Source organism: Micromonospora sp. NPDC049900 (assembly GCF_044461025.1).
Classification (GTDB): domain Bacteria; phylum Actinomycetota; class Actinomycetes; order Mycobacteriales; family Micromonosporaceae; genus Micromonospora.
The window spans coordinates 1-12,554 of record NZ_JBITKM010000015.1 but is presented as its reverse complement, the minus strand read 5'-3'; the positions used below and the strand labels follow the sequence as shown (position 1 = coordinate 12,554).

Annotated in this window: 9 protein-coding genes; 3 read left to right on the top strand and 6 right to left on the bottom strand. The window is 71.0% G+C overall.

Annotated features, from left to right (window positions below; all coding sequences use genetic code 11):
• Nucleotides 1-56: 56 nt before the first annotated feature.
• The gene (locus tag ACIBMZ_RS25175) at nt 57-1,925 is read left to right on the top strand and encodes a trypsin-like peptidase domain-containing protein (protein WP_396697809.1); all 1,869 of its coding nucleotides are present in this window, start codon (nt 57-59) and stop codon (nt 1,923-1,925) included.
• Nucleotides 1,926-1,935: 10 nt separating this feature from the next.
• On the opposite strand, the gene ACIBMZ_RS25170 is transcribed toward ACIBMZ_RS25175, so the two are convergent.
• The 6 genes from ACIBMZ_RS25170 to ACIBMZ_RS25145 form a co-directional block, all read right to left on the bottom strand.
• The gene (locus tag ACIBMZ_RS25170) at nt 1,936-4,050 is read right to left on the bottom strand and encodes an acyltransferase family protein (RefSeq protein WP_396697808.1); all 2,115 of its coding nucleotides are present in this window, start codon (nt 4,048-4,050) and stop codon (nt 1,936-1,938) included.
• A 69-nt stretch (nt 4,051-4,119) separates the two neighbouring features.
• Entirely contained in the window at nt 4,120-5,466 is a 1,347-nt protein-coding gene (locus ACIBMZ_RS25165) for an O-antigen ligase family protein (RefSeq protein ID WP_396697806.1), read from the bottom strand.
• A gap of 1 nt (nt 5,467) precedes the next feature.
• Nucleotides 5,468-6,823: a lipopolysaccharide biosynthesis protein gene (locus ACIBMZ_RS25160; protein ID WP_396697804.1), complete on the bottom strand. Its 1,356-nt coding sequence runs from the start codon at nt 6,821-6,823 to the stop codon at nt 5,468-5,470.
• Nucleotides 6,820-7,884 (bottom strand): glycosyltransferase, encoded by a 1,065-nt coding sequence (locus ACIBMZ_RS25155; protein ID WP_396697802.1) that lies wholly within the window; start codon nt 7,882-7,884, stop codon nt 6,820-6,822. Before ACIBMZ_RS25155 ends, ACIBMZ_RS25160 begins: the two co-directional genes overlap by 4 nt.
• Nucleotides 7,884-8,837 (bottom strand): glycosyltransferase, encoded by a 954-nt coding sequence (locus tag ACIBMZ_RS25150; protein ID WP_396697799.1) that lies wholly within the window; start codon nt 8,835-8,837, stop codon nt 7,884-7,886. Before ACIBMZ_RS25150 ends, ACIBMZ_RS25155 begins: the two co-directional genes overlap by 1 nt.
• Before the next feature lie 144 nt (nt 8,838-8,981).
• The gene (locus ACIBMZ_RS25145) at nt 8,982-10,523 is read right to left on the bottom strand and encodes a sugar transferase (RefSeq protein WP_396697797.1); all 1,542 of its coding nucleotides are present in this window, start codon (nt 10,521-10,523) and stop codon (nt 8,982-8,984) included.
• Between the two features lie 77 nt (nt 10,524-10,600).
• Between ACIBMZ_RS25145 and ACIBMZ_RS25140 the strand changes: the two genes are divergently transcribed.
• The gene (locus tag ACIBMZ_RS25140; protein ID WP_396697795.1) at nt 10,601-10,777 is read left to right on the top strand and encodes a hypothetical protein; all 177 of its coding nucleotides are present in this window, start codon (nt 10,601-10,603) and stop codon (nt 10,775-10,777) included.
• A 180-nt stretch (nt 10,778-10,957) separates the two neighbouring features.
• Entirely contained in the window at nt 10,958-12,415 is a 1,458-nt protein-coding gene (locus ACIBMZ_RS25135; protein WP_396698035.1) for a sugar transferase, read from the top strand.
• The last annotated feature ends 139 nt before the right edge of the window (nt 12,416-12,554 follow it).

Here is a 12,554-nt window from a genome sequence, read left to right as displayed (position 1 = left end):
GGGCGAGGTGCGGCGGGTCGATAGGATCCGCACGGCGGTCGACTAGAGGAGTTGTCATGCAGCCGGACGGCCCCTACCGGTACACCCACCTGCTGGGCGGGTCACCGGTCGGCAAAGCGTGGGCGGCCATTGACGGGCAGGGCCGCTTCGTGACGGTGGCGGTGCTCGACGCCGCAGTGGCCGCTTCTCCCGGCTGGCGTGAGGCGTTCGCCGGGATCGTCAACAACCTGGCGCAGTCACCCGGCGGACTGCCCTTCACCTACGCCGATTTCTCCGCCGCCGCGCCCTGGGTGGCTTATCCCGCCGAGACCGGACCGGCCGCGGAGAAACTCTTCCGGGCCCTGGGGGTCGACTACCAGCCCGTGACCACGCCCGCTCCGCCGCCGGTGTCGGGTCCGCCCGCGCCGGTGTCCGGTGCGCCCCACCCGATCTCCGGGCCGCCGCAGCCGACTTCCGGTGCGCCGCAGTCGGTCTCCGGTCCGCCACAGCCGATCTCGGCTGCTCCGCAACCGGTCTCCGGCATGCCGGCGCAGCCGATTCACGCCGATCCGGTCTCCGGCGCGCCGACCTCGCCGGGCCTCGGTCCGTCCCTCGACGACCCACCGCAGCACGATCCGTTCACCGCCCCGGCGCGCCGGATCCAGCCCTCCGCACCGCCCAAGCGGCAGACCGGCCTGTTGGTGGCGGTCGCCGCGCTGCTCCTGGCCGCCTTCGCCGGTGGCGGCGCAGGCGTCTGGGCGATCTCGGCGGGCGGGGTCGATCCTTCGACGCCGGCCCCTGCCCCGACCGCCACTCCGCCCGCACCAGGACTCAAACCGTGGGCGGAGACCACGCCACGCAGCGCGGAGGAGCGCACCCTTGCCACCGCGGCGCCGTCGATGGTCTTCCTGGAGGCCGTCCTCACCGGCTTCGTCCGCAACCGGCAGGACGACGCACTGCTGCACCCGGAGCCGTTCACCTTCAGCCGTCGGTGCACCGGGGTCGTGGTCAACAACGACGGCCACGTGCTCACCAACGGGCAGTGCGTGCAGCCCACACCGGACATCCTGCTCGAACACGCGCTCGGCTCGTTGGCCGACACCCGCGTGGCTGACGGCGAGCTGAAGGCCGCCGAGGTCCGTGGCTTCGTCCGGGCCCGACTGGCGAGCAGTGTCTTCACCGGACCCGAGGCGGGTACGCCACCGGCGGCGACCCTGCACGGACAGTTGAACGTGGCGAAGGGTGACCTCAAGGACGGCGCGGCGATCCCCGGCGCGGTGGTCCGTGTGCTCGGTCTCGACGAGGGCAACCTGGCGCTGGTCAAGCTCGACCAGGCGAACCTGCCCGCCGTCGAGCTGAACACCTCGGCCACCGTCACCGCTGGGACGGCGTTGCACGCCCTCGGTTACGGTACGACCGACACCGACTACCGCTCCGCCGCCTACCAGGTCCTGGCCAAGCCGGTGCAGGTGACCGAGTTGGACGTCGAGTCGTCGACCTACCGCATCAACGAGGACATCGGCTCCTCGTCCCGAGGCGGCATCGTGGTCGACGGGCAGGGCCGGGTGGTCGGGATGCTCGACAACGACCTGTTGCAGCCCGACCGGCCGAACCGCCTCGTGGTCCCGGTGTCCCGGATGACCGGACTCCTCGACGCCGCCGGTGTCGAACACGCTCTCGGCGCCCCGGACCGGCTCTACCGCAGCGCCCTGGACGCATACTTCGGTGACGACGAGGCCGAGGCTGCCGCCCGGTTCGCCGAGGCGGCCGAGGCGGCACCGACGAACGCGTTGGCGCAGGCGTATCGGGAGGCGTCCGTCGCCGCCGGCGGCGAGACGCGGTCCCGGCCCGGCTGGGCGGTACCGCTGCTCGTCGCGGCCGGAGTCGCTCTGATGGGTGGGATCGCGGTCCTGGTCCTGTTGCGGCGGCGACCGAACGCACGGTAGTGCTCAGGGGCTAGTCGGTCGACGGCGGACCGAGGACCGGAGTCAGCGCGTCGTCGAACAGCGGTGCCAGTCGGCGAGCGTAGTCGGACGTGACGTGGTTGCCGTCGCGTCGGACGATGACTCCGCCGATGAAGATGGGGCAGCGGCCGGAGAGACAGAACCAGTCCGTGGTGGGGACGTACCAGGATCCCTTCGCACCCCAGACCCGGCGGTCGGCCTCGGCGTACGACCGGTACTCCGCCGAAATCGTCGAGACGCAGTCGCGGGGCGCGGAGAGCCGGGTGATACAGGTCTTCGGGTCAGGGCCCAGCGGCGGTGGTTGCAGGGCCACCACCCGGCTCGCCGGAGCGAGCCACCTCTGCTTGGCGTCACGGGTGGCCTGCTCCCATTCGGCCAGTGACGGGTTCCCGCCGGTCTCGGCGAACCGCTGCCGGTAGGCGTTGCTGACGATCACCAGATCGGGCCGGCTGTTCTCGATGACCGTGCGTACGGCCCGCCGGTGACCAGGGCACGCTTTGGTGATGCTCGCGGTCGGTGACACCGTGTCCGAGGCGAGGAAGGGGCAGCCGGCGTAGGTCAGGTCCCGCACCTGCCATCCGTCCGGCTCCAGTACCCGCCGCACCAACGGCAGCCAGGCGCTGCCGATCGAGTCCCCGACGACGACTGCCAGCCTGCGGGGACGCGGCGTGACGGTGCAGTCGTTGCCGTCCGGCACCGAGGGCGCACAACCCTGGCCGTCTCCCCGCGTGAAGCCCAGAGTGCCCAGTTCGCCCGGCGGAGGGGTGAGCACCGGCCAGTCGGATGCGCCGAGTGCCGCCTCGATCTGCTGGGACAGTTCCCGCTGCGAGGCGACCACCGCCACCTCCGGTACGACCGGCGGCGACGACGAGGTACGGACCGCGACCGTGCCCACCGTGACCGTCACCCCGGCCAGCGCCACCAGACCGGTGGCACGGCGGAACCGGGCCACGCCGGTGAGCTGCCGGGACGTACCCTGAGGCCGGCGCTCCAACCAGGACGACCGGCGGATCGGATTCTCCACCAGGTGGTAGGAGAATACCGAGAGCACCGCCGTGCCGCCGATTGTGAGCAGCGCGACGACGTGTCCTCCGGTCGGCAGGGCGGCGCCGATCAGGATGAGCAGCGGGAAGTGCCAGAGGTACAGCGAGTAGGAGATGTCGCCGACGTAGCCGACCGTCCGGTTGGTCAGCGGGAACATCAACCGCTGGCCGCCGACGCCACCGGCGATGACCAGGGCCGTCGAGATCACCGCCAGGAAGGCGCCCGGGACCGGGAAGGGCGACTGCGCGGTGATGACGAGCACCGAGACGACCAGGCCGGTCAGCCCGAGCCACTGGTATGCCGGGCGGGCCGGAGCCGGTATCCGCGCCAGCAGCGGCACCGCCACCGCGAGCAGTGCCCCGACCCCGAGTTCCCAGGCGCGGGAGAGGGTCGAGAAGTACGCGACGGTCGGGCGTTGGCCGACCTCCCACAGGGCGAACGCGATGGAGGCGACGACCACGGCCGTCAGCACCACACCGACCGCCCACCGGGACCGGCTACCGTACCGGCCCCGCCGGGCGGCCAGGCCGAGCACCGCCACCAGCAGTACCGGCCAGACCAGGTAGAACTGCTCCTCGACGGAGAGCGACCAGTAGTGCCGTAGCGGTGAGACCGGTCCGTCGGTCTGCCAGTAGTCCGTGCCGGTGGACGCGAACCGCCAGTTGGCCGCGAAGAGACCGGCCCAGAGCGCGTCCCAGGCCGTCGCCCGGACCCGCTCGCCGAGGAACAGCAGCGACGACGCGAGGTACGTGCTCACCAGGACGAGCACCGCCAGCGGCAGGATGCGGCGGACCCGTCTCCGGTAGAAGTCGGCGAAGGAGATCCGCCCTCGTCGATCGTGCTCGTCGAGCAGCAGGCCGGTTATCAGGAAGCCGGAGACGACGAAGAAGACGTCGACGCCGACGAACCCGCCGGCCGGCCACCCGACGACGTGTTCGAGGATCACCACCACGACCGCGAACGCGCGCAGTCCCTGGATGTCCGGGCGGAAACCCGACCCGGGCGCCGACGGCCGCCCAGCGGCGGCGCGACGAACCGGCGCCGTGAGGGAGCCTGACGACATCGGGTCCTTCCTCACACCAGCGGACGTGCGGCCCGCGAGGACCGGGGCGGAGACCGGTCCGGTGCCCGGTCAGTCACGCGCCTCGGTGCGGGCGCGGCCGAGGGAGGGCCGGCCGGTCCTCTGGCGGAGCCTGGCGAGCACTCCCGGCCGATGGTCGACCGTCACGTCGACCGGGACGGGGTCGGTCGATCCTAGCGCGGACACGGTCAGCACCATCAGGACGAAGATCCAGGTGAGTCCGTCGACCGAGAGTGGATTCCAGACCACCTCGGTGAACGAGTAGATCACGAAGAGCGCCACCGGTGCCTTGGCCGAGAACGCGCGGCCGTCGACGACGGGCGCGCGAAGGAGCGTGGCCAGCAGCAGGCCCCACAGCGTCAGCGCGACGAAGCCACCAGCGAAGATGGCGAGCACGTACCCCGAGTGGAAGAAGTGGTGCGGTGCCTCGCCGATGTCCCGCAGGTGGTACCACTTGGAGACGCCTACCCCGGTGCCCTCCGAACCGGCGATGTACTCCCGCACGTGGATCCAGATGTTCCCCCGGTTGCTCAGGGTGCTCTTGGAGGCGCTCCAGGTCAGATACGTGGCCACGGCGGCGGCACCGACGACCAGCGACACGCAGAGGGCGACGTGGATGTGCTGGTACGGCCGGCGCCACTGGAGCACCCATGCGCCGAGCACCCAGATCCCGACGGCGGCCAGCGCCAGGTAGCTCGTCCGGGACCCGGTCGCCACGATGACCAGTAGGCAGAACGCCACCACCGCCCACCGTTCGGCCCGGCGCAGCGCGCAGACGGCGGCGACCAGCGTGAACGAGGTCAGTAGGGCGATGTAGTTCTCGGAGTCGTAGAAACTCTTGAACAGCCCGCCTGCCACCGAGCACTTCTGCAACTGCCCCTCGGTGCAGGCCCGCCACGCCTGCCCGTAGACGGCCGTCGGAATGGTGAGCAGAGCCAGGACGGCCAGCCCGGTGTAGGCCATCGCGGCGAGGCTCACCGGGGCGCCCGCCGCCAGCAACCAGACCGCCACCAACAGCAGACCGGCGGCGGCGTACGCCGGCAGGCGTGACCCGTACACGCCGTCACCGGTCAGCACGTCGACACCGACGCACCACACGAGCACTGCCCCGGCCAGCACCAGACAGATCCGTCGCCAGATCTCGGGCGGACCGGCCAGCCGTCCACGACGTACCACGAGCAGCCAGACGACCAGGGCGAACACCAGGACGCCGATGAGCGCCGACGAGTGGTCCCCGGCCAGTACGGGCGCGGCGTTCGCGAGCACCGCGAATCCGATGAGCGCGACCGCGGTCGACGCGTCGCCGAAGCTGTCGGCGACCGCCTTCCGCGCGTACAGCAGCCAGCCGGCCACCGCGAGACCAGCGGCGCTCAGCAGGACACCGAAGAGTGTGGTCACCTCAGACCCTTTCCATGGGACGTGGTGCACCGGGCGTGCCTGCCGGGTCGCGGCGGACCGCGACGACGAGACATCCCCAGAGCAGTACGGCGAGCAGCGCGTCACAGGCCAGGCTGGAGTAGACGGCGCCCTGCCAGCCGTACGCCGGAATGAGCCACAGGTTGAGCAGAACGTTCAGTACGCCGACGCCGATCTGGCAGACCGTCCGGCGCCCCTGCATCCGGGCTCCGGACAACGCGTCTGCGGCGAGGTAGTGCAGTGACTTCAGCACGAGCAGTGCGCTCAGTCCCTGGAGCGCCGGCACGGCTGCCTCGAAGTCGGCACCGAACACCAGCGGCATCATCCAGGAGAAGGCGACCAGCAGCAGGCTCACCGGCACGCTGAACGCCAGGAAACGCGGGAGCAGGCCCCGGGCCATCCGCAGGGCCGCCCGGGGTCCGTTCCGACCCGCCTCGAAGAACCGGGGGTAGGCGATCGCGCTCATCGACCGTGCCGGGGTGTATGCCAGATCGACCACCCGGTAGGCCGCGGCATAGATGGCGGCGCTCTCGGGGGTGCCCAGACGCGACAACATGACCTTGTCGACGTCGTTGTAGACCGACTGAGCCGACAGTCCGACGGCGAAGAGCATCCCGGTTCGGGCCTGCCCGAGTGAACCTCGGACGCTGATCCCGTGCCGGCCGCCGCCAACCAGGCCGTACAGGATCACCGGCACGCACACGACGACGGACAGCGCCACGGACGTCACCGCCCAGTCGTGCAACGTGATCGGTTCCGCCGCTATGGCCAGCACCACGGCACCCGCCAGCCGACAGACGTGCAGCAGGGCCGGGATCAACGCGGCGAGCAGGATCCGACCGCGTACCTGGATCGACGCCGCCACGGCCTCGATGAGCCGCCACGCGACCAGATCGGCGAAGGCCAGACAGAGCAGATCCACCAGCCCGACGTCGGCGCCCCAGATGACCAGCCCCGCAGCGGCGACCAGGACGGTGGCCGCGCAGCCGAAGACCGTGGACAGGAACAGCCCACGAACGAGGTGACGGGACCACTCGCCCGGCGAGTCCGCGTAGTTCTGCATGATCAGGCTCGGCGCGCCGGCCGAGGCGAAGGGCGAGACCACCGCGACCAGAGCGGTTACCCCGACGAAGAGGCCGTAGGTGCTGATCGGCATCTCCCGCGCCAGCAGCACGAAGAGGGCACCCTGGGCGAGGGTGCGCAGCAGTGTGCCGGTGAAGAAGGTGCCGGACTTGCGCAGGAAACCGTCGCCTCGCCCGACGCGGAACGGCGTCCGCTGCTCGGATCGTGGGCGTTCGTCGGCGCCCGGGCGTGCGGCGTCCTCGGGCAGCGCCGTCACGTCAACGCCTCCACCCATCGGCCACCGACCGCGGCCGGGTCCAACTCGCTGCGCCGGGCGTGCCACGCCTTCTCGAAGTCCGTGACGCCCGGACGCCCGTCGCCGGTCGACCGCACGATCGCGGCGGCGAGCGCCTCGGCCGAGGTGTCCGCCGCCAGCGTGCCCGGAACGAAGGTCGGGATCATCTCGTCCAGGGCGGGCACGGGCAGCGCGGCCACCGGCAACCCCGCCTCGGCGGCCTCCACCAGACTGAAGCCGAACGTCTCGGCGCGGGACGGGTGAACCAGCACATCCGCCTCGGCGAGGAGCCGGGCCACCGTCGGGACCCGGCCGAGGAAGGTCGTCCGGTCCTGCAACCCGAGCCGGCGCGCCGTGTCGTGCAGCAGGTCGCGCTCCTCTCCGTCCCCGGCGAGCGTCAGGTGGTAGTTCGCGGGCAGCAGGGCGAGCGCTTCGAGCGCGCAGGAGTGGTTCTTGTAGGGCCGGAAGGCGGCGGTGGTGAGCAGACCGATCCGCGTCCGGTCCACGACCTCGCGTGGTCCGACGAACGGCTTGGTCGGCAGCGGGTTGGGGACCGTCACCACCCGCTGCTCGGGAGCGAGTCGCCGGACGGTCCGCGCGACACCGTCGGAGACGGCGACGACGAGTCGGGGCCGCAACGCACGGGCCCGGGCCAGCCGGGCGAGCATCCGGACCCGGCCGTCGATGCGCAGCCGCTCCGGCAAAAGCGAGTGTTCCCAGGCGACGTAGCCGCGACCGGTCCCGGTCAGTGCGGCACCGACCGGGACGCTGCCCCAGAGACCGCTCGCCACGATCTGCGCGTCCGCGGGGAGCCGTTGCAACCGGCGACGTAACGGCGGGACCGCCTCCATCAGGCGGGTGATCCGGGTGCCGAGCCCGAGCGTGTCGACCGCCAGGTCGCCCAGGGCGGCCGGGACGGACCCCGACAACGCGGTCGCGGACACCTCGACGCCCTGGTCCCGCAGGCCCCGCATCAGCAGCGCGGCGGCGAGTTCCATCCCGTACAGCGGTTCCAGTTGGGGGAGCACGAAGTGCAGACGCATCACTGCTGCCCACCCGTCGGCACGTCGCCGGTGGCCCGGGACCCGCGCATCGCCACTCGTTCGAGCGCGGCGCGCGGCACGAGACCGAGCGCCGCGAGAACGGTGTTGCTCGCCGACGGGACGGAGTTGCGACGGATGGCACGCACCATCTCTCGTACGCCCTCGCGGTCGCGGGCCTGGAGCGCGTACCGCAGGGTCTGTGCGGTGACGAAGTCGGCGAAGGTCTCCGGTGCCCAGACACCCTCCCATCGTTGGACCCAGGACCAGGAGGTGCGCCAGTCGGCACCGGCCGAGATCGAGCCGGGGCTGCCCACCGTGTAGACGGCGGTCGCCTCCTCGATCTGCACGATCTTCGCACCCGGCAGTCGGGCCGCCCGGACGAGCCAGTCCCAGTCCTGATGCCGGGGCAGCGACTCGTCCCACGGGCATTGCAGGGCCAATGCCATGGTGGTGAGCAGCGTCGAGGTGGGCAGCGACTGGCGTGCCACCCCGAGTTGGCGTCGACGGAAAAGGTAGTCCTCCGGTAGCTGGCCGTCGGCGATCAGCGTGCTCGGCACGGCGGAGGGGAGCGGGCTGCCGCCCGCCTTGCGCTGCAGCGTCCGCGACGACACCACCGGCGACCAACCCTCGCCGGCCAGCCGCTCCAGGACGGGCAGTTGGGCGGCGAGCTTGCCGGGCAACCACGCGTCGTCGTCGTCGAGGAACGCCACGTGGCTGTCCGGCGCGGCGTGCCGTACGCCCAGGTTGCGCGCGTGTGAGCCGCGTCGTCCTCCGCCGGTGCAGACGATATCGTCGATCTGGCCACGCAGCTCGGACACGTTGGCGGGTATCTCGGCCAGATCGCAGACGACGACCACGTGCACCGAGACACCCTGTTGCGCGCGGGCGGTCGCGACCGCCTCGGCGAGGCTGGGTCGACCCGTCGTCGGGATGACTACCGAAACGTCCGGCATCGGGAGATCTCCAAGCGGTTCGGCTGCGCGCATCGGAGGCGGAGCCGGTGGGTTCAGGGGCACGTCGGTCGGGCGTCGCCGGTCGGGGGCGAGGTGATGAGGTCGCCGGTCCGGTCCGGCGACGGCACGGCTATGACAGATCGGTCAGCGACCACCACCGCGGAACACCTCGGCCACGGTCCGCAGGAGCACCTTGGCGTCCAGCCACAGCGACCAGTTCTCGATGTAGTAGTTGTCGAAGCGGGCTCGATCGGAGATCGGTGTATCGCCTCGCAAGCCACTGACCTGGGCGAGGCCGGTGAGGCCCACCGGCACCCGGTGACGCATGGCATAGCTGGGGTACTCGGCGGAGAACTTCTCCACGAAGTACGGGCGCTCCGGGCGCGGCCCGACCACACTCATGTCGCCCTTGAGGATGTTCCAGAGTTGTGGCAGTTCGTCCAACGACGTACGCCGGAGGAAACGTCCGATCGTAGAGACCCGGCGGTCGTGCGCGATCGACCAGTTGGTCTGCGACTCCTGCTCGTCCAACGGCCGCATGGTGCGGAACTTGATGATGTCGAAGGGCCGGCCGTGCCGGCCGACGCGTTCCTGCCGGAAGACGACGCCGCGTCCGCCGTCGACGAAGGCGAGCGAGGCGCAGAGCAGCAGCAGCGGGCTGAGCAACAGCAGGGCCGAGCCGGCGAAGAGCACGTCGGAAGCGCGCTTGAGCGCCCAGCGCGGCCCGGACAGGGTGGTGTCGCCCACCTTGACGATCGGGATGGCGCCGATGTGGTCGCCGTGGGACCGGGAGCCCCAGAGGCGAGGGGCCGCCCACAGGTCGCAGGTGGCGACCGCCGGCTGCCGGAGGATCTCCATCAGTACCAGTTCGGGACAGTCCGGATCAGCGATGATCAGTACTTCGCACTGGGTCAGCCGGACCAGGTGCCCGAGTTGGTCCAGCGTCCCGATCACGGGCACCATGGACGAGGTCGCCGGTGACGGGCTGTCGACATGCCCGACGAACCGCAGACCGTAGCGGGGGTAGCGACGCAGCAACCGGGCCAGTTCCACGGCGGTGGGTCCACTGCCGATGATTATTGCGTTGTGCTCCACCCATCGGCGACGGCGGGCCAGGGTGGCGATCTCCCGGGCGAGCAGGCGACCGGCCAGCACCAGGAGGGCTGCGACGGCCATGCCGCGGATGAACCCGACGAGGTACTGCGGGGAGTCGTGGCGCAGCGCCGCGATGATCACGACGATCGCCGAGGAGGCCAGCAGTCGGCCGCAGAGGCTCGGCAACTCGTCGAGGATGCTCACGTGGCGGCGGGCGCGGTAGAGCCCTCCGGCGGCGAAGACGGCCACCGTCAGGACGGTCATCGCGAGGGTGCCGCGCCAGTGCTGCGTCGTGACGGCGAGCGGCGACAGCAGCGCGGCGACGTCGACCGGTGCGGTCAACATCCAGGCACGCAGAGCACGGGTGCGGACCGAAGCGCGGGAACCTGCGTACGGCAGCACCGTGGTCACGTCGAGACCGGGTCCCGGGTCGGTGTTCTCCGCCGCGGACGCGGTCGGGGTCTCGGTCACCTGCGGAGCGCGGTCCTCGTGCTCCGGATCCACTGCCGGGGGCTGCTCGTCCAGGATCGACATCCCCACGTCGTCGGGCACGTTCGTGGTCGGACAGCCCACGACAGGTTGCCTCGACATGTCCAGTTCCTCTCCCCCGCGGAGTGACCGCCGTTGGCGTCGCAGCCACCGGAGCGAACGCAGGATACGGGGCCCTGGTGACAGCCGCCAGACCCGGTGGGCCAATAGATGAGCTACTTTCCGGCTACCGCCGGGGATACGGTGCGGCCTGTCTGTTCGACGAGGATCTCCGTCCCAAACCGGCGTACGCGGCACTCGTCGACGAGCTCGGCCGGCTGACCGAGCCGACCGTGACCCCCACCGAGACACCCTGAACCTTCGTCCATCGTGCACCGTACGGTTGGGCACTCGTGGCGTTCGTTATCGTCACGGCTGACGAGGCTGGTGAAAGGAAAGTCGTGTCCGCGCACACCCAGTTCCTCAAGACGGTGGGGCCGGTACCGGCCCCGCGCTTCGACCCCGACCTCGGGGTGATCACACCTCCGTCCAACGGTATGCCCCGGTCGGTCTTCGGTCGCCCGGTGGCGCCCAAGGCGAAGTGGCGACGGCGTTACATGGCCTGGCTGATCGCGCTCGACTTCCTCGCCGCGTGGGCCGCCAGCCAGACGGTCGTGCGGGTGTTCGAGGAGGCGGACGCCGGCTTCTGGGACGAGCGGGTGCTCGGTGTCAGCACCTTCGCGCTGGTGGCCAACGTGGTCGTGCCGCTGATGTGGTTGACGATCCTCGCGGGTGCCGGCGCGTACGACCGGCGGGCGCTCGGCCGGGGCACCGAGGAACTCAAGCGGGTGGTACGGGCCAACGTGGCGATGGCCGCCGCCGTCTCGTTCCTGGCCCTGGGCTTCAAGAAGGACCTGTCCCGGGCCACCGTCGCCGCGATCATCATCGGCCTGCTGGTGTACACCGTCTTCGTCCGGTTCGTGGCCCGGGTGGTGCTCCGCCGGATCCGCCGCAGCAGTCAGCGGGCCTCGCAGAAGGTGCTGCTGGTGGGTCGGCTCTCCGACGCGCTGGCGGTGCACGAGGTGGTGACCCGCAACGCCGGTGCCGGGTTGCGTCCGGTCGCCATCCACCTGCCCCGGTTCCCGCAGGCCGGTGAGCGGGTGGAGGCACCGGTGCCGGTCTACGTCGGGTGGGATCTGGTGCCGCTGGTCCAGCAGTTGGGCGCCGACACCATCGCGGTCTGTGGCCCGGCCAGTCTGGAGTCGTACGAGCTGCGCAAGCTGGCCTGGCAGTTGGAGGGCACCGGCCTCGACCTGGTCGTGGTGCCGCAGGTCACCGACATCACCGGGCCTCGGATCCACGTCCGCCCGATCGAGGGCCTGCCGCTGCTGAACGTCGAGGAACCGACGATCTCCGGCCTGTCCCTGCTGGCCAAGAGCGTGATGGACCGGCTCGCGGCGCTCGCCGGGCTGATCCTGCTGAGCCCGCTGCTGATCGGGATCGCGGTGGCGATCAAGATGACCGACCCCGGTCCGGTGATGTTCCGGCAGAGCCGGATCGGCCATCAGGGCAAGGCGTTCAAGGTGTGGAAGTTCCGCACCATGTACACCGACGCCGAACAGCGGCTGGAGGCGCTGCGGGACCGCAACGAGAGCGACGGTCTGCTCTTCAAAATCAAGAACGATCCGCGGGTCACGCCGATCGGTCGGCATCTGCGTGCCCTCTCGCTGGACGAGCTGCCGCAGTTGATCAACGTGCTGGTGGGGCAGATGTCCCTGGTGGGCCCGCGCCCGTTGCCCACCGAGGACGACGACTACCGGGGCGACGTCCGGCGTCGGCTCCTGGTCCGTCCGGGCATCACCGGTCTCTGGCAGATCTCCGGCCGATCCGACCTGACCTGGGAGGACGCCGTCCGGCTGGACCTGCACTACGTCGACAACTGGTCGCTGGTCTACGACCTCGGCATCCTCTGGCGTACGGTCCGGGTGGTGCTGGCCCGGCGCGGCGCGTACTAGGGGACTGCGTGGTGGGGGGGGGCGGGGGGGGGCCCCCCCCCCCGCCCGGGGCATATTTTTTGGCCCCGCGCGGTTTTGAAGGACGGCCGGCCCGCGCCCCGCCCCCGACAAAAGGTAGTACCCGCGGTGGTGGGCGGCA